We start from the raw sequence: 17,202 nt of genomic DNA on the forward strand, positions 1-17,202 counted from the left end.
TTATTTCAATTTTTTCAATGTGTTCAAAGCAGTAGTTTCCTCACACTTTTCGTAAGTAATTTCGTACGTTGGATTTTTTTCAGGATAAAACAGAACATAATCAGGACACGGTTTTTTCTGTGCGTGACTTTTATCGAAATCTATTTTTCCGTTGGTGATAATGCTGTCTTTTATAAACTTCTCATCAATTTTTAAGGCAGTCATTTCTGCTTTAAAACTGTCGGAATATTTAAAATCTTTAGACAATGTTTCGGCAATGACACGGCTGTTGGGAAGATAACCGCTGCAGCTCGCACCTTTTTTATTCAATACAAAAAATACGATGGCAAGCCCCGGAATAAGTCCAATGGCGAAGAATTTGAGTTTTTTCATTAGAAAATTAAAAGATTGATATCATGATAAGTAAGTCCGAAACGGTCGCAAATACTTTTCTTCGTATGTCTGCCTTTGTACATATAAAGACTCTGTTTCATTTCGTTTTTGCGAACCAGCATATTTTCGAAACCGCCTTCTTCGTCGTAATTTAAAATGTAGGAAAGAAAGAAATTAGAAATCGCTTTTGTTGTCGTTCTCGGCATTCTTGACGTAAGATTCGGAAGTCCGCAATGGATTACACCATGTTTGATGATGTAGGGATCTTCCATGGTTGTCAGTTCGGATGTCTCGATTACTTTTCCGTTGTCAATGGTAATATCGATGATGACACTGCCTTTTTTCATCTTCATAACCATATCTTCGGTTACAATAGGAGTCATGTTTAATCTTGGTAAAGCTCCAATCACAACATCTGCTCGTCTCAACGCTTTTTTAAGTTCTTTTGGATCAATAATTGAAGTCGGAACTCTGCTGTCTACCAATGTGTGTAGTCTTCTCAGTTTTGAAAGTGAATTATCGAAAACTCTTACACTTGCGCCCAAACCAATAGCTGCTTTTGTGGCAAATTCTCCTACGATTCCGGCTCCTAAAATGATCACTTCGGCAGGTCTTACTCCTGTGATTCCGCCTAACATGAGACCATTTGATAACGCTAATAATTCGGATGCATACAGAATGGAAACCGTTCCTGCAATTTCGCCGACCAATCTCACTAAAGCCAGTTGTTTGTATTCGTCAACAATAAATTCGAAGGCAATGGCGTTGATTTTTTTCTCTGCTAATTTTAAGAAATAATCTTTATCTCTTAAATTAATCTGAAGTGCTGAAACCAAATAAGTATTGGGTTTCATATAATCAATTTCGTCTTCTGTGGGTGGATTGACTTTTAGAATCAAATCCTGAGAAAAAGCTTCTTTAGGATCATTTGTAATTCTTGCTCCCGATTCAGAATATTGTAAATCTGTAAAAAATGAACCTTGTCCGGCTCCTGATTCTACGATAATTTCATGACCACTTTCTACTAAAACCTGCACGGCATCTGGTGTTATACAGGTTCTTCTTTCATTCAGAGAGGTTTCTTTGGGAATACCTATGCTGAATTGTCTTCCTTTTCTGATGACTTCCAGCTTTTCCTCTTTTGGCATCAGTTCCTCTTCGGTAAAAGGAGTAAAAATATTTGTAGTACTCATCCTTTCAATTAATTAGATTCTTACAGATCGTTATTTTACAGTTAAATTCAATAGCAAAGATACATAATATTTACTCGAAAGTGATTTCTCTGTTTTCTCCCGTATTGATGATGCTCATTTCGTGGTATTTAAGTCCGTACAGTTCATCTTCGTATACTTCCGGCCATTCTATGATGCATAAAAAGGCGTTGTCTAAGTATTCCTCAATCCCAATATCATAGACTTCCTTAATGTTTTTCAGACGATACAAATCGAAATGATAAATTTTCCCTTTTGGAGTATTATATTCATTCACAATAGAATATGTTGGTGAATTCACTTCGTCCTCACTACCCAGATTTTTCAATAAAAATTGAGTAAAAGTTGTTTTTCCGGCACCTAAATTTCCTTTCAGTAAAAGGATATTATGTTGAAATTCAGGAAGAATTTCTGTTACGACATTTTGCCAGTCTTCTATATTTTTAATATTAAATTGCATAGAATAATTTGCTGTAAAATTAATTATAAACTATTAGATTTATATAATGAAACTTCTATTTTACGTATTTTTGCTGAATGATTTCTAAGCAGACCATTGATAAAATATTTTCCACAATCCGTGTAGAAGAGATTGTGGGTGAATATGTGCAGTTGAAAAGGGCAGGGTCTAACTTTAAAGGATTGAGTCCTTTCCACGAAGAAAAATCACCGAGTTTTGTCGTGTCACCGAGTAAGCAGATCTGGAAAGATTTCTCAACGGGAAAAGGCGGAACAGCGATTTCTTTTTTAATGGAAATCGAAAATTTCACATATCCTGAAGCACTTCGTCACGCAGCCAAAAAATACGGAATCGAGATTGAAGAAGATCAGCGTGAATTCTCCGAAGAAGCAAAAAATGCACAGTCTGAAAGAGATACGCTTTATAAAATTCATGAAATAGCGAACGATTATTTTCAAAATTTTCTTTGGGAAGAAGAGGAAGGCAAATCAATTGGTTTATCGTATTTTAAAGAGCGTGAACTTCGGGATGACATCATCAAAAAATTCCAGCTTGGATATTCTCCCGAAAAGAAAAACGGTTTTACCGAATTTGCGCTTGAAAAAGGATATTCAAAAGAAATTTTAGAAAAATCAGGATTATCTATTTTCCCTGAAAATGCTCCGAACGGAATCGATCGTTTCCGTGAAAGGGTAATGTTCCCGATTCACAGTTTTTCCGGAAGAGTATTGGGTTTTGGAGCAAGAATTCTTAGAAATAACATTAAAACCGCAAAATATCTCAACTCTCCCGAAACGGAAATTTATCATAAATCTAATGTCCTTTACGGATTAAATCAAAGCAAACAGGCAATTTCCAGAAAAAATGTCTGTCTTTTGGTGGAAGGGTATATGGACGTGATTTCGCTTCACATGTCAGGAATTGAAAACGTTGTCGCAAGTTCAGGAACTTCTTTGACAACGGAGCAGATTAAGCTTATCAAAAGACTTACCGAAAACGTAACAATCCTTTTCGACGGTGATAATGCCGGTATCAAAGCAAGTTTCCGAAGTATCGATATGTTGCTGACGGAAGGAATGAATATTCGTGTGATGCTGTTTCCCGATGGTGATGATCCTGATTCTTTTGCCCGGAAACATCCGCAGGACTATGTTGAAAAGTTCATCGAAAATGAAGCGATGGATTTTATTGATTTTAAGGCTGAAATCCTTTTAAAAGAAGTCGGAAACGATCCAATAAAAAAAGCTGAAGCGATTCGTGATATTGTAAAATCGGTTGGTTTTGTTCAAAATGCTTTAAAAAGAGAGGTTTACCTTAAAGAAGTTTCCAATAAATTCGGACTGTCTGAGCAGAGTTTGTTTAATGAATTGGATGTTCAGAAACAGATTACTCAAAATCAACATCAGAAAACTCAGGCGAGAGTAGAAGCTCAGCCGACGAAATTAGAAGTTGTTGAAAAACCGAAAGATGAAACCAATCATATTATTTTTAATGTAACCAAACTTGAAAATGATCTGATCAACCATATGCTTAATTATGGAGATGTTGTGCTTCACAGAAAAACTCCCGATAATAAAGACTATGATATTACGGTAATTGAGGAAATTATCAATCATTTCGAAGAAGATAATTACGAGTTTCAAATTGAATTAAATAAACGTATCGTTTCTGAAATTAAAGATGGGATCAATAAAGATGAATTAAGGCAGGGAAATTTCTTTTTTGGTTTAATGGATGAAGAATTGAGCAGCGCAGCCGTAAAATTCATGAATATTTATAATGAACTGCACGATTGGGAAACAAGAAATATTCATTCCCCAAACTATGGAGACCGAATTCCGGAACAGGTTGCCGGAGATATTTTAATTCATAAATTCAGATATGTTAAATTTTTAATTGGTGAAACTCAAAAACAGCTCACGGAATTTTCAGATTCTGATGAGGTAAAATATTTTGAATCATTGAAAAAAATTCAGATGCTGACTTTAGTTTCCATAGAATTAGCAAAAATGCTGGACTATTCTGCTATTACAGGAATTTATACTGGCAGATAAAGCTTTTTTTATTTACGTCTGTGACAAAAAGTCTTATAAAAATTTTAGGAATAAAAGTTGTAATTTACACTTTAGAAAAATTTAAAATAATACCAATAGAAATATGGACATTAAAAAAGAATTCAGAGATTTCTCTACGAAACATTTAGGAAATAGCGGTTTGGCTACCGATCAGTATATGGGAATGTATGGTCCAACGAATCTTACTCCATACATCATGGAAGAAAGAAGATTAAACGTTGCTCAGATGGACGTTTTCTCCCGTTTGATGATGGACAGAATCATTTTCTTGGGAACAGGAATTGACGATCAGGTTGCTAATATTGTAACGGCACAGCTTTTATTCTTAGAAAGTGCAGATCCTTCAAAAGATATTCAAATTTATATCAATTCTCCTGGTGGAAGCGTTTACGCGGGATTAGGAATTTATGATACAATGCAGATTATCAAGCCGGATGTTGCAACAATCTGTACTGGTATTGCTGCTTCTATGGGAGCTGTATTGCTTGTTGCAGGTGAAAAAGGAAAGCGTTCTGCGCTTAAACACTCAAGAGTAATGATTCACCAGCCGTCTGGAGGAGCGCAAGGTGTTGCTTCTGATATGGAGATCAACTTGAGAGAAATGTTAAAGCTGAAAAAAGAATTATATGACATTATTTCAGATCATTCAGGGCAGTCTTACGAGTGGGTTGAAAAAGCATCTGATAGAGATTACTGGATGACTTCTACCGAAGCAAAAGATTTTGGAATGGTAGACGAAGTTTTGCAAAGATCGAAAGACAAGAAATAATTTTCTGTAAAGAATAATTAAGAAACGCATCAAAAATTGATGCGTTTTTTTGTTGTGTACATATTTATACGAATGATTTTTAGGAGCTTTTTCCAGCTTTCCGCACTCGCTATTTTAGTTATTAGGTTTCGGCGGCGAAGCCGCCGAAACCTAATAACTAAAATGAGCTCAAACAATTGCTCCAATCTGGGCTAGGGCTTTAGTCGGAATTATAAACCATCAATAATAATTTAAAACCCGTTGTGCACTTTGATGTACTTTCGTCACTTCGAGTAGCTTTTTGAAAAATCGTATCGAGAAGTTTGTAATTGAAGGCAGATCTATTCTCTATACATTTTTCTGCGTTTCGCTGCGAAAAACATTCGAATTGACGTATCTAACATTAAAATTTTTCAAAATGCACAAAGCATTAGTTTAAAGTAATTCTATAATTTAAAATAGTAAAAACGTATAAGTCTCAATTTGTCTTTTTTGTGGTTAAATTTAAAATTAGTTTAGACAGATTCGGCAGTCAAAAAAAATACTTTAACAATTTTTATCAATTTCAAAATCAAGAACGGCATCATTTTTCCAATAATAAGTCACAACACTTAAATCATACAATTATGTCAAAGAAAATTGCAATTTTAGCAACAGATGGCTTCGAAGAAAGCGAATTAAAATCACCCAAAGAATATCTAGAACAGCAAGGCTGGACGGCACACATTATCAGTCCAAAATCAGGAACGATAAAAGCTTGGGCAGAAAAAGACTGGGGACAGGAATATAAAGTTGATAAAATATTAGACGAAGTTTCAGCTTCTGAGTATGATGCTTTGGTTTTGCCTGGCGGAGTTATTAATCCGGATCAATTAAGAACAAACGAAACGGCTTTGTCTTTTGTAAAAGATTTTTTCCAACAGCATAAACTTGTGGCAGCAATTTGTCATGGTCCGCAGATTTTAATTAATGCTGAGGTTGTGGAAGGCAGAAATATGACTTCCGTAGATTCAATCAGCAAAGATTTGAAAAATGCCGGGGCTAATTGGGAGGATAGCGAAGTTGTCGCAGATAATGGCTTAGTGACGAGTAGAACTCCGAAAGATCTTCCCGCTTTTAACGCCAAAATGGTAGAAGAAATTAAAGAAGGAAAACACGAAAAGCAGACTTTGTAATTTTTATTTAAAGTTATTTTGTATCAGACCCAGATTAAATCTGGGTCTTTTTTATGAAAAAATTAAAATACAATTATTATTGAATTCAAGATCAGTTTACAATCAATACCTACTTTCGCAGCCATAAAAGTAATTATGAAAAAAATATTATTGCCTGTTCTTGCATTCATGACTCTTGCATCTTGTGACAACGACGATACTGTAAACAACCAGGATATTAATTATTCTAAACTTCCTCAGGAATTTCCTTTTTCTACTTTAGCAACTCTAAACGGAGTAAATGTTATCAACGGAGGTTTCGGATCTGGTGCAACGGCACATCCGACTCGAAAAGGAGAATTTTATGTGATTACCGATCGTGGTCCGAATACGGCGTATTTAAATGGTATTAAATTTTTGGTACCCAATTTTACCCCAACTATTATGCATTTCAAGATTAATGCAGAAGGAAATATTGAAGTGATTAAATATATCAAGCTTAAAAATCCTTCAGGACAATTAATTACAGGTTTACCAAATCCCGTAGGATTGGGAAGTACAGGCGAAATTGCTTATGGAGCAGACGGAAGTTTGTTAAGTACAGATAATTTTGGATTAGACAGTGAAAGTATTGTGGCAGCAGCAGATGGAACTTTTTGGGTTTCAGATGAGTATGGGCCGCACATCGTTCATTATAGTGCGGAAGGAGTTGAAATGGAGAGAATTAGTCCGATTGGTGTAAATACAGGAACGAGAAAACTTCCTGCCGTTTTTGCTAAAAGAAGACCCAACCGCGGAATGGAAGGAATGTGTATGACGCCGGACGGAAAAATGCTGGTCGGTACGATGCAGTCGACAATGTATGTTCCTACAAAAGTGTTGGCAACCAATACGACATTAACAAGAATTGTGACTTTTGATTTGGCAACAGGACAGACCAAACAATATTTATATAAACAAAACGGCGGAGCTTCAGATTCTGTTTGCGATATTACTCCGATTAGCAATACCGAGTTTTTGGTAATTGAAAGAGATGGTAATTTCGGATCTGTTGGTGGAACTAAAAAAGTCTACAGAATTAATCTTTCGGGAGCTTCTGATGTATCAGGAACAGATTTGGCGGCAGTTGACGGAATGAAAATCAACGGAAAAACTCTTGAGCAATCTACTTGGGATGAAATTACAGCTGCAGGATTAAAACCTGTTACTAAAACATTGGCAGTCGATTTAGTTGCTAAAATTGGTTACGAACATGATAAATTTGAAGGAATTGTATATCTTGGAAATAATAAATTGGCTGTTTTCAACGACGATGATTTTGGTGTTGTAGACGATGGAAACGGAAATCCTAAAACCAAAATTCTTCCTAAAACCGGCAAGCAGGATAAAGGAACAATGTATATAGTTGATATTCAGTAAATTTATTTAAATTATATGAAAAGTCTCTCAGTTTTGGGAGACTTTTTTATTGTGCTTTCTTTATGTGTTAAAATTTTATATTGAAATTTACAGTTTCCATATCGGAAAATGAAAATTATTTGTATATTGCTCGAACACAAATAGATGAGCCATGTCAGTATCCAAAAATAATTTTTTAGATTTTATTGCCGTTGAAATTGAAGGATTTTACGGAGTTATAATTCCTGATAACACAGAAGAATACCAAATTTCTTACACGCTTTTTACTTCTTTTTTAACGATTTTTCAGAAGAAACTTTATGTCTACTTTTTATCAGGAAAAACCATTAACTATCAGATTCATTATTTTATTTTTAACTTTAAAATAATATAAATAACATAAAAAACCACCAGATTTGGTGGTTTCCATGTGTTGTATAATTTCTATTACGAATTAAATCCTTCAATAATTTTAGAAAAATCTTCCAGTTTCAACGCTGCTCCTCCAATCAGACCACCGTCGATATCAGGTTGAGAGAAAATCTCTTTTGCATTGTCTGGTTTTACAGAACCTCCGTATAAGATCGAAACTTCATCAGCAACTTCCTGCCCGTATTTTCCAGCAATAATGCTTCTGATGTGAGCGTGAATTTCCTGAGCTTGTTCAGGAGTAGCAGTTTCACCAGTTCCGATTGCCCAAACCGGCTCGTAAGCAATCACCACTTTTTTAATTTCCTCTGCAGAAAGTGTGAAAAGTGCCGTTTCAGTCTGAGTTTTTACAACATCAAAATGCTGTCCTGCTTTTCTTTGTTCCAAAGTTTCGCCATTACAATAAACCGGAATTAAACCTTTATCTAAAGCTAATTTCACCTTTTTATTGCATTGAGTATCATTTTCACCGTGATATTGTCTTCTTTCAGAATGTCCGATCAAAGAACCTGTTGCATCAATTGATTCCAACATATCTACAGAAATTTCTCCTGTGTACGCTCCGCTTTCATGCTCGCTGATATCTTGTGCAAATACTCCGATTTCGTCTTTTTCGAAAATATCTTTTGCCATCACCAAATATAAAGACGGAGGTGCAATCCAAACTTCACAGTTGGTTGCATTATTGTTTTTATAGCTTAGTAATTGAACCATCAATTGTTGGGCATCAATTACATTTTTGTTCATTTTCCAGTTTCCTGCAACTATTTTTCTTCTCATAGATCTATTTTTTTATTTAGAAGTTAGAGATTAGAAATGAGAAGTTAGAAATATCAAAGTGTTTTAAAACTAATATCTAACTTCTAATATCTAGTGTCTCAATTAATTATATATTCCAAAGATTTTTCAAAAGTGTGTAGAAAGTATGTTCCTCATCGGTCACAATATTATCCGCTTTAATTAAAGTTTTTGCAAATTGAATAAAGCTCAAACGTTCTTCCTCAGTAGAATCGTCGAAGAAACAACGGGCATGAAATTCAAAATGACCTTTCCATTCTTCTGGCTTCAACAAGGCAATGACTTCAAGCTCATCATCCAGATTGATTTTGAAAGGAAATTCATCGGCTAAATACTGCTGAACAAGCATTCCTTCCTCAGGAGCAAACTCTCCGTCTACAGACGAAAGGATCATTAACAAATGATAACCGGCGATAGATTTATTTGATTTTTGCATTTATAAATTGAATTGATAGTTAATTATTTATATTTTAAAATTGACGATTTACCATTCCACAATTGACTATTTTAAATAATCTTTTGCGGGCTGTTTGTCAATAATTTTTCCGTTTTGTAAAATTAAAACAAATGGGTTGCTTCTGGCGATTGTTTTGATGGCAGTTCCGTCCATCATAGCATTTTTAATCGTTTTAAAAGTATTCGGCAGCGTAGAAACTCCATACACTACACTCGCTTTCTGAGCTTTCACTTTACCCTCAATTTGCTTTAACAGTTCAGGAGAAATATCTTGTGGATGATAGGAGAAAACCAAAATTGCTTTAGGCGCATTGATAATTTCCTGGGTCATATCCAATCCGGTTGGATCTTCGATTTTAAATTTTGCAATTTCAGATTTATAACCTTCTTTTACCAAAACAGACTCATTTTTTCCTTCCTCAATTTTCCAGGGTGAATCTTCTGCCCAATATTTTGTTTCTTTAATATAATCGTCCTGATTTACCTTTAAAATTTCTCCCGTTTTTGAGTTTTTAAGAGAATAAAAAGTTTTGTATTCTGATGGATTTTTATTGATTTTTGCCTTCTCAGCTTTTAAGTCTGTTCCGATTTTATAATCACGGAAATCAATAGCGGGTTCATGAACAATCCCGTGAGCGCCAACTAAAATCATTACAATCGAAAATACCCCCAAAAGAATATATCTCAATGTATTTGAAGATTCTTTTTTATCACTATAACTGTAAGCATCTGTTTTCTTAAAGTCATTTCTGTAAAGAATAAACACGATGATTAAGCCAACAAGCAGAACAATATCTTTAATAAAGCTTTGCCAAGGTGTGAATTTTATTGCATCTCCAAAACAGCCACAATCTGTTACTACATTGAAATAAGCTGAATAGAATGTAAGGAAACCAAAGAAAATACAAAGGGCAATTAAAGCTGATAAAGTGAATTTAAGTTTCAGTTTTACCAACAGCATAAATCCTAAAAATAGTTCCAAAACAACCACAAATACAGAAAGTGGAAGAGCGAATTTTTCCAAAAAAGGCATATCAAAGACATTAGGAGCAAAGTATTCTTCCATTTTAAATGAAAAACCTACCAAGTCCACAGCTTTTACAAAGCCAGAAAGAATAAATATTATGGCGATAATGAAACGTAATAAACCTTTGATCATAATTAAATAGTTTTGGATTCGACGTTATTTTCTTTTTCGGAGAATTTTATCAGGCAAAAAACGGCATAGTTCAACATATCAAAATAATTGGCATCTAAACCTTCTGAAACGATTGTAACCCCTTGATTATCTTCAATTTGTTTTGTTCTTAAAACTTTCTGATAAATCAAATCTGTGATTGAAGAAATTCTCATGTCTCGCCACGCTTCACCATAATCATGATTTTTTCTTTCCATTAAAGCCTGGGCTTCTGCAGAATATGTATCGTAAAGACTTAAAATCTCTTCTTTATTTTCGTTAAAATCGTTGGAAAAACCTTTTTCAAGCTGAATTAATCCGATGATAGAGTAGTTGATTACTGCAATAAATTCATCTTCTTCACTTTCGTCAACCATCTTTTTGTCAGTCATCTGTAACGTGCGGATTCTGTTGACTTTAATGTAAATTTGATCCGTAATAGAACTCGGTCTCAAAACCCTCCATGCTGCACCGTAATCCTGTAGCTTTTTACTGAATAATTCACGGCACTCGCTGATCACTTTTCCGAACTGTATTGATGTTTCTGACATAAATTTTCTTAATCTTTCAAATATACGAATTAGGTTTTAGGTAGCAGGAATCGAGGCTTAGTTTTTTGTATTGAAATTGTAGAACAGAAGGAGGAAGTTAGTATTTTTGTGGGATGCAAAATCATTTATCATCGATCAATTATCATTCAATAAACTGTAACGGGAGATTAGTCGATTTATCCACTCCGAAAATTATGGGAATTCTTAATCTTACTCCGGATTCCTTCTCTGACGGCGGGAAATTTAACAATGAAAAATCAGCGTTGGTACAAACAGAGAAAATGCTGAAAGATGGAGCAGAGATTATCGACATCGGTCCGCAATCGACAAGACCAAATGCAGAATTTCTAAGTGCTGAAGAAGAAATTAAAAGAATCGGAAATATGATTTCTTTAATTAAAAAAGAATTTCCGGAATCTTTGATTTCTTTAGATACTTTTTATGCTGAAACGGTAAAGTTTGGTTTTAATGAAGGAATTGATCTGATTAATGATATTTCAGGAGGAAATTTTGATGATAAAATGTTTGATACAGCCGCAGAAACAAAACTTCCCTATATTTTGATGCACGTAAATCCTTCGTATGAAACAATGCATGATAAAATGAAATTTGCAGATATTACCGTTTCCATGAATCAATATTTTTCTAAAAAAACGAATGAATTACTTGAAAAGGGTGTCAACGATATTATTCTTGATCCCGGTTTCGGTTTTGGAAAAACAGTTGAAGATCAGATGAAAATGATCGATGAAGTGAAGTTTTTAGGTTTTGGAAAATTTCCTTTATTAATTGGAATTTCAAGAAAATCTTTCATTTATAAACCTTTGGGAAAATCACCTTTAGATGTTAATGAAGAAACACAGAAATTACATTTGAAAGTTTTACAGCAAGGTGCAAAAATCCTGAGAGTTCATGACGTTGTAGAGGGTAAGAAAACGGTTGATGAATTTTTGAAATGATAAATTCATATTTAATACAGATTTGATTTCGGCTCGGCGGCGAAGCCGCCGAGCTTTATCACAAATGGCTTTTCCTTTCTGGATGACAAAAAGTTTTCCGTCATGTTCGTCTGCAGATTTTTCTTTGGATTNCCGAAATCATTTTTTAATTCTGATTCGCTAATTTATCCGCAAATTCTTTTGAAAATTCTTTTCTGTCTTCTTCCATTTTTTCTTTTTCTGAAGGAAGAATATAATTGAAAAGAATTTTATTTTCGTTATCTAGAAAGATGATTTCTTTTTCGTTTCCATCAATCATCTGGTCAAAAATTTCCCACATGGAGGTATCTTTTAATTTTAATAATTCGAAAAATTGTTCTGCTTTTATCTCTATTTTTTGCATTGTTTATTATTGATTTTTAATTGCTAATTTTTTTACCACCCCGTCAAAAATTCGTTGAATTTTCGCCACCCCTCCAAAGGAGGGGAATTTTGAGAATGAATTTATATTAAAATTCCAACAATTTTAATTTAAACTGAATGGCAAAGTTCTGCATAAAATTCGGGGTTGTATAATATCCGACTCTGTAAAATAATCCTAAATTAAAGTAACTTGAAAGGAAATTATTCCATTCCAGACCAATTTCCTGATAGAGATGATTCAGCGGACGGAATCTAAACTGATGATATTCGGGATGCTGCATATCTCCAATGGTTCCTCTCAAAACAAAATCAAAACTTGAAATATTCTGTCCAACGCTTTTGAAATAGAAAGGAACTTTATGTGTGAAATAATATGCAATAAATCGGTCGCTGTAATATTTTCCGCCTTCCAGTGTGGCAAATCCAAGGAATGAAGTAAGGTTGAAATTAAAATCTCTCTTTGGAGAAGCCAATCCATTCATCGTAAAGTTTTTCCAGATCGGGGCATCTCCTAAAACCATACCGCCATACAACCTGAAACCTGTCGTTCCGAATCTTGTTTTGAAATTATGTACGAAAAGCGCATCAAATCGGGTATAATTAAAATCTCCACCTAATGTTTTGTAGCTTTGTTCATAATTAAAATAGAGTTCGGGATATTTCTGATCGATCAGTGATTTTCCCTGCGGCGTCATAATATTGGTAGAATTCGGAGAATATTTTAGTGTGAATAATGTGTTGAAATTATCAAATCCTGCCCCTCTGTTTCTAAATGAATAATCAAACATGGCTTCTTCCACATTTCTTCTTGCGGCAAAAACTAAAGTCAAACCATTTGTCACATCATTCAGATAAGAAGCTGAGACACTTTTATAATGATAATATCTGTCGTTATTTAAGTTGTTTCCGTAGTTTGCCATTCTCATTTTAAAATTCCAGAGTCTTCGGTAAAACTCTCCGGAAGCCGTCACATCATCAATATAATCAAGTCTGAAAAATGAATTTTTGTCAAGTGTTGTTTTAATATCCAGGCCGATTCCGTATTTCAGTTTATCATCTTTGAAACCGTAAGCAAAATAATAATCCGGTGAAAAATAAGGATTGAAAGTTTCATTAAGCTTAGCTTTTAGACCCAATCTAAAACCTTCATAGGAGTTGAAATTTATAATTTCATCAACTGCAAAATCCAAAACTCCGACCCTGATTTGTCCGTTCAGTAAACCCGTTAAAACCCGTGCTTTAGTATCAATATTGTAAATTTTCCCCAAGCTATCGATGGTCGTGTAGGTATTTTTTTCACGGGCGGTCAACGGATCAGTTCTGTATTGATCCAACGTATTTCCTCCTATATTTTTGACCGAAAAAGTATATCCTTTGAAATCCTTCTGATCATTTTCAATGGGTGATTTGTAATCAAAATATTTTGAGGTTAGGAAAGCGTATGTGCCGAAACTTTGTTTATTTTTTTTGTCATGTTTTTCCTCGGGATGCTCCTTATCATCTTCCTCCATCGCCATATTGCTCATCTTCAGCTTTACTGTTTCGTAAGATAAAAACCATTTATTATTAAAGTAAATCCAGGTACTTGTAATAATTCCGTCGTTTTTATTTTTGCTGAAATTTTCAATTTTTTTAATTCCGTAGGTTTCGGTATCAACATAGATCGCACCGTTGTATTTCCTCTTTTTGTCAGGCTTTTTATAATTCACTTCTCTGAAACGAATGACGAAATTTTTTCTTCCATCCATTTCAATGGTATCAGTTAAAAAAAATCGGTAAAGACCTCTGTTTTCCTGTTTCAGCTGAGCTGGAAGCTTATCTCTGTTGCTTTGCTGAAGGGCAATCAATTCGTAGATCGGCTGTTTCAGTCCGGAAATTCTGTTATCGAGAATGTTGATTTTTTCGCCGTATTTTTTCGAATATAAAAATTCCTGAGCTCTTTCCCAGAGAAACAATTTACTCTTTGAGAAAATTTTTCGTGCAGAAATATTATTTAATGAATCTTTTTCTCTCTTTTTCTTAAACATTCCGGTTTCCTCGAAAAACTGATTGAATTGTGAAATACTGTCTTCATCAATATCCAAAGAAATTTTTTCGTAAGATTTGTAAGAATAAGAATCCAGTGTTTTAGGAGAGTTTTCTCTGAATAACTTATTGACTTTTTTAAGGATTTCCAATGCTCTCACATCGCTTTTGTCTTCTATCACAACGCCTTCAATAGAGGTAACTTTCGATTGTGAATAACCAAAAACATACATCCAGAAGCATATAAAGACTAAAAACCTTTTCATAGAAACCTTTCCAAAATTAATGATATTTATTGTGGTAGAAAAGTTTTGTTAATTGATATTCATGTTTAATTGAGGTGATCATAATATAAAAAGAAAAACTCCCAAAATTCGGGAGTTCTGTATTTTAATTTAAAAGATTAAATTTGATCTTGATTCCAAAATTATCCTTGAATTCTGAAGTCTGATAATATCCTAATCGGTAAGAAAAACCGACGCTGAAACTTCTTCCTAAGAATCTGTTCCACATCAGACCTGCTTCCTGATAATAATGATCCAGCACCTGGAACTGAAACTGATGGTTTTCTCTGTTTTTCAAATTTCCAATTGCTGCCTGATATTCAAGTTCGATATTGGAATATCTTTCACCAAAAGTTTTAAACCTGAATGGAAGATATTGGGAAACCTTAAAAGCAACGAATTTATCAGCAAAAAAAGTTCCGGAAGGCATTGTCGCAAATCCTAAGTTGGAAGGCGTGCTGATGTTTGAATACCAATGATCGACATTCGCATCATTTTGTCCGGCAATTTCAAAATTCTTCCAGATCGGAGCATTTCCTGAAGAAATTCCACCGAAAAGTTTCAGATTAGTATACCCTAATTTAGATCTGAATTGGTGAATAATCAAGGCATCAACTCTGTGATAATCTAAATCTCCGCCCAACGTTTCAAATCCTTTTTCATAATTCAGATACATCTGCGGATACCCTTTTTCGTATGTGTATTTTCCGCTTGGTGTCATGATATTTTTATCATTCGGAGAAAATTTCAACGATAGGGTAGCACTTGTATTGTCGAAGCTATTTCCTAAATTTTTATACTGATAATCGAAAAGAGCCTGCTGTTTTTCTTTATTCACGGCGATTTTCATGCTTAGCGAATTGGAAATATCATACAAGTAGGAAGCTCCCCATTTTTGATTTTTATAGAAAGTCGCATTGTGAAGATCCAGATTAATATCCGAAACTTTCATCATCACATCCCACATGGCATTATTAAATCTTCCCGCTGCAAACACATCATCTACGTAATCAATTCTGAAAACAGAAGTTCTTTTGTCAGATAATTTTACATCCAATCCTAAACCATATTTCCAGGTGTGATCTTTAAATCCGTATCCAAAATATCCGTCAGGAGAAAATGTTTTGCTGAATTTCTCATTCAATTTCACACCGGCTCCCAAACGTACCCCTTGGTATTTATCGTAACTGAAAAGCTTGGTAATATCAAAATCAAATATCTTATACCGAATATTTCCTTTCATTAATTGAGTTAAAGTATTCAGCTTTTTCTCAAAATCATACTTTTGTACAAAGCTGTCGATCTTGGTGTATGTGGCACTTTCTCTTGTCGTAAGGCTGTCGGTTCTGTATTTATCCAAAAGGCTTCCGTCGGTGTTTTTCACTTCTAAAGAATAGCCTTTAAAATCTGATGCTTTTTGAGGTTCATTCAGCTGAAAATCAAAGAAACGGTTTTTTACATACAGATAATTTCCAAACGTTTTTCTGTTGTATTTCTGCTTGTCGCTGAGCTTTGTATTGCCTTTTTTTAGACTGTCATTTTTGATGCTGTCTTTTATTGAGGTATTAAAAGTCTGGTCGCCCATCTTCAGTTTAATGTCTTCATAATCCAGAAACCATTTTCCGTTAATCGGTTTCCAGACAGAAACAATGTCGCCTTCGTTTCTTTTTTTATTGGCACTTTCAAACTTTTTCAGCGCATACGTTTCAGAATCAACAAATATTTTCCCGTTGAATTTTCTCGGATTTTGCTTTTTCTTATCTGTAATTTCTTTGAATTTGATGACATACGTTTTTCTGCCGTCAAGCTGTAATGTATCAGAAAGATAAAAATTAAAAAGTTTTCTGTTTTCCGGTCTCAGCTGTCTCGGCGTTCGGTCAAGATTGGAAATATTAATCGCCAATGCTTCGTAAATCGGATTTTTAAAACCCGACATTCTGTTGTCGATGACGTCTGTTTTTTCACCAAAACTTTTTGAAAATTTATATTCTGTCGCTTTTTCCCAAAGGAACATCTGGCTTTCTTCCGTGGCACTTAGGAAATCTTCGGCAGTCAGCGAGTCTTTCTTATCCTTTTCTTTCTGTTTAAAACCTTTCTGATCTACTTTTGAAAGTGAATCTTTTCTCGTAGCCAGGAAACTTTTGAACGTATCAACAGAATCTTTATCTACGTCAATAGAAAATTTAGTGTACGATTTAAAATTATAAGAATCTAATGATTTCGGAGAGTTTTCTTTCGCTCTTTTGTTGACTTCATCCAGAATTCTCAGCGCTCTCGGATCACTTTTATCCTGAATAACGATTTTTTCGATATTATCCATCTTTTCAGACAGCGGTTTCATCGATATCTCCATCGATTTTTTTACATCAGCCAACGCATCTTCAAAATTGCTGGCAAGAATTTCTACTTTTCTGCATTTTGTTTTGAAAGATAAAACCCCTTCATGATTGGTTTTTCCCAACAGATTGTCGTCACAGTAAACGGCAGCGTTCTGAATCGGCTGTTTATTGGTTTTGTTGAATACCTTCAACTGGCTCTGACCAAAAAAGAATGCCGAAAAAAATAAAAATAGCGGAAATAAAAGTTTTGTCATTAGTTTCTTTATAGGTATGACAAAACTATTGATAAGAAGGTTACAAAACGATACGAAAAAATATAATCTTTTGTTAAAAATAAAAACTATCTGTATCCCAATGTATGACC

At 34.3% G+C, this 17,202-nt stretch carries 16 protein-coding genes; 6 read left to right on the plus strand and 10 right to left on the minus strand.

Annotation, left to right across the window (positions count from 1 at the left end; genetic code table 11):
• The 3 genes from ASG22_RS09280 to tsaE form a co-directional block, all read right to left on the minus strand.
• Positions 1–372 carry a hypothetical protein gene (locus ASG22_RS09280; protein ID WP_055983267.1) on the minus strand — a complete coding sequence of 124 codons (372 nt, stop codon included), beginning with the start codon at positions 370–372 and terminating at the stop codon, positions 1–3.
• Complete coding sequence (locus tag ASG22_RS09285; protein ID WP_055983269.1) at positions 372–1,565, minus strand: alanine dehydrogenase; 1,194 nt, start codon at positions 1,563–1,565, stop codon at positions 372–374. The genes ASG22_RS09280 and ASG22_RS09285 overlap by 1 nt, the downstream gene beginning before the upstream one ends.
• Positions 1,566–1,635: 70 nt before the next feature.
• Entirely contained in the window at positions 1,636–2,043 is a 408-nt protein-coding gene (tsaE, locus tag ASG22_RS09290; protein ID WP_055983271.1) for a tRNA (adenosine(37)-N6)-threonylcarbamoyltransferase complex ATPase subunit type 1 TsaE, read from the minus strand.
• 77 nt (positions 2,044–2,120) lie between these two features.
• On the opposite strand from tsaE, the gene dnaG reads away from it, so the two are divergent.
• From dnaG to ASG22_RS09315, 5 genes are all read left to right on the plus strand, one after another.
• The gene (dnaG, locus tag ASG22_RS09295) at positions 2,121–4,097 is read left to right on the plus strand and encodes a DNA primase (protein WP_055983273.1); all 1,977 of its coding nucleotides are present in this window, start codon (positions 2,121–2,123) and stop codon (positions 4,095–4,097) included.
• 103 nt (positions 4,098–4,200) lie between these two features.
• Positions 4,201–4,887 carry an ATP-dependent Clp endopeptidase proteolytic subunit ClpP gene (gene clpP / locus ASG22_RS09300; protein ID WP_055983275.1) on the plus strand — a complete coding sequence of 229 codons (687 nt, stop codon included), beginning with the start codon at positions 4,201–4,203 and terminating at the stop codon, positions 4,885–4,887.
• Between the two features lie 605 nt (positions 4,888–5,492).
• Positions 5,493–6,041 carry a type 1 glutamine amidotransferase domain-containing protein gene (locus ASG22_RS09305; protein ID WP_055983278.1) on the plus strand — a complete coding sequence of 183 codons (549 nt, stop codon included), beginning with the start codon at positions 5,493–5,495 and terminating at the stop codon, positions 6,039–6,041.
• 135 nt (positions 6,042–6,176) lie between these two features.
• On the plus strand, positions 6,177–7,439 hold the full coding sequence (locus ASG22_RS09310) for an esterase-like activity of phytase family protein (RefSeq protein WP_055983280.1): 1,263 nt from the start codon (positions 6,177–6,179) through the stop codon (positions 7,437–7,439).
• Between the two features lie 151 nt (positions 7,440–7,590).
• Positions 7,591–7,812, plus strand: coding sequence for a hypothetical protein (locus tag ASG22_RS09315; RefSeq protein WP_055983282.1), 222 nt, complete (start codon positions 7,591–7,593; stop codon positions 7,810–7,812).
• A 53-nt stretch (positions 7,813–7,865) separates the two neighbouring features.
• On the opposite strand, the gene tpiA is transcribed toward ASG22_RS09315, so the two are convergent.
• The 4 genes from tpiA to ASG22_RS09335 form a co-directional block, all read right to left on the minus strand.
• Positions 7,866–8,627: a triose-phosphate isomerase gene (tpiA, locus tag ASG22_RS09320; protein ID WP_055983284.1), complete on the minus strand. Its 762-nt coding sequence runs from the start codon at positions 8,625–8,627 to the stop codon at positions 7,866–7,868.
• Between the two features lie 106 nt (positions 8,628–8,733).
• A complete protein-coding gene (locus ASG22_RS09325) occupies positions 8,734–9,081 on the minus strand; it encodes a TerB family tellurite resistance protein (protein ID WP_055983285.1) in 348 nt (115 codons plus the stop codon).
• Positions 9,082–9,147: 66 nt separating this feature from the next.
• On the minus strand, positions 9,148–10,260 hold the full coding sequence (locus tag ASG22_RS09330) for a BT_3928 family protein (protein WP_055983287.1): 1,113 nt from the start codon (positions 10,258–10,260) through the stop codon (positions 9,148–9,150).
• A gap of 2 nt (positions 10,261–10,262) precedes the next feature.
• Entirely contained in the window at positions 10,263–10,829 is a 567-nt protein-coding gene (locus ASG22_RS09335; protein WP_055983289.1) for a DUF1599 domain-containing protein, read from the minus strand.
• A 113-nt stretch (positions 10,830–10,942) separates the two neighbouring features.
• Between ASG22_RS09335 and folP the strand changes: the two genes are divergently transcribed.
• On the plus strand, positions 10,943–11,788 hold the full coding sequence (gene folP / locus ASG22_RS09340) for a dihydropteroate synthase (RefSeq protein WP_055983291.1): 846 nt from the start codon (positions 10,943–10,945) through the stop codon (positions 11,786–11,788).
• 145 nt (positions 11,789–11,933) lie between these two features.
• Here folP and ASG22_RS09345 read toward each other — a convergent pair whose 3' ends face one another.
• The 3 genes from ASG22_RS09345 to ASG22_RS09355 all read right to left on the minus strand — a co-directional run bounded on the left by ASG22_RS09345 (position 11,934) and on the right by ASG22_RS09355 (position 17,092).
• Entirely contained in the window at positions 11,934–12,170 is a 237-nt protein-coding gene (locus tag ASG22_RS09345) for a hypothetical protein (RefSeq protein WP_055983293.1), read from the minus strand.
• Between the two features lie 106 nt (positions 12,171–12,276).
• Entirely contained in the window at positions 12,277–14,481 is a 2,205-nt protein-coding gene (locus tag ASG22_RS09350) for a hypothetical protein (RefSeq protein ID WP_055983296.1), read from the minus strand.
• A gap of 124 nt (positions 14,482–14,605) precedes the next feature.
• Complete coding sequence (locus ASG22_RS09355; RefSeq protein ID WP_055983297.1) at positions 14,606–17,092, minus strand: DUF5686 family protein; 2,487 nt, start codon at positions 17,090–17,092, stop codon at positions 14,606–14,608.
• Between the last annotated feature and the right edge of the window lie 110 nt (positions 17,093–17,202).

The organism is Chryseobacterium sp. Leaf405 (assembly GCF_001425355.1).
In the GTDB taxonomy this organism is placed as follows: domain Bacteria; phylum Bacteroidota; class Bacteroidia; order Flavobacteriales; family Weeksellaceae; genus Chryseobacterium.

What these genes read in the sequence shown, in the direction of transcription:
- ASG22_RS09280 (WP_055983267.1), bottom strand. Translation starts at nt 372, where the DNA reads ATGAAAAAACTCAAATTCTTCGCCATTGGACTTATTCCGGGGCTTGCC.
- ASG22_RS09285 (WP_055983269.1), bottom strand. Translation starts at nt 1,565, where the DNA reads ATGAGTACTACAAATATTTTTACTCCTTTTACCGAAGAGGAACTGATG.
- tsaE (WP_055983271.1), bottom strand. Translation starts at nt 2,043, where the DNA reads ATGCAATTTAATATTAAAAATATAGAAGACTGGCAAAATGTCGTAACA.
- dnaG (WP_055983273.1), top strand. Translation starts at nt 2,121, where the DNA reads ATGATTTCTAAGCAGACCATTGATAAAATATTTTCCACAATCCGTGTA.
- clpP (WP_055983275.1), top strand. Translation starts at nt 4,201, where the DNA reads ATGGACATTAAAAAAGAATTCAGAGATTTCTCTACGAAACATTTAGGA.
- ASG22_RS09305 (WP_055983278.1), top strand. Translation starts at nt 5,493, where the DNA reads ATGTCAAAGAAAATTGCAATTTTAGCAACAGATGGCTTCGAAGAAAGC.
- ASG22_RS09310 (WP_055983280.1), top strand. Translation starts at nt 6,177, where the DNA reads ATGAAAAAAATATTATTGCCTGTTCTTGCATTCATGACTCTTGCATCT.
- ASG22_RS09315 (WP_055983282.1), top strand. Translation starts at nt 7,591, where the DNA reads ATGTCAGTATCCAAAAATAATTTTTTAGATTTTATTGCCGTTGAAATT.
- tpiA (WP_055983284.1), bottom strand. Translation starts at nt 8,627, where the DNA reads ATGAGAAGAAAAATAGTTGCAGGAAACTGGAAAATGAACAAAAATGTA.
- ASG22_RS09325 (WP_055983285.1), bottom strand. Translation starts at nt 9,081, where the DNA reads ATGCAAAAATCAAATAAATCTATCGCCGGTTATCATTTGTTAATGATC.
- ASG22_RS09330 (WP_055983287.1), bottom strand. Translation starts at nt 10,260, where the DNA reads ATGATCAAAGGTTTATTACGTTTCATTATCGCCATAATATTTATTCTT.
- ASG22_RS09335 (WP_055983289.1), bottom strand. Translation starts at nt 10,829, where the DNA reads ATGTCAGAAACATCAATACAGTTCGGAAAAGTGATCAGCGAGTGCCGT.
- folP (WP_055983291.1), top strand. Translation starts at nt 10,943, where the DNA reads ATGCAAAATCATTTATCATCGATCAATTATCATTCAATAAACTGTAAC.
- ASG22_RS09345 (WP_055983293.1), bottom strand. Translation starts at nt 12,170, where the DNA reads ATGCAAAAAATAGAGATAAAAGCAGAACAATTTTTCGAATTATTAAAA.
- ASG22_RS09350 (WP_055983296.1), bottom strand. Translation starts at nt 14,481, where the DNA reads ATGAAAAGGTTTTTAGTCTTTATATGCTTCTGGATGTATGTTTTTGGT.
- ASG22_RS09355 (WP_055983297.1), bottom strand. Translation starts at nt 17,092, where the DNA reads ATGACAAAACTTTTATTTCCGCTATTTTTATTTTTTTCGGCATTCTTT.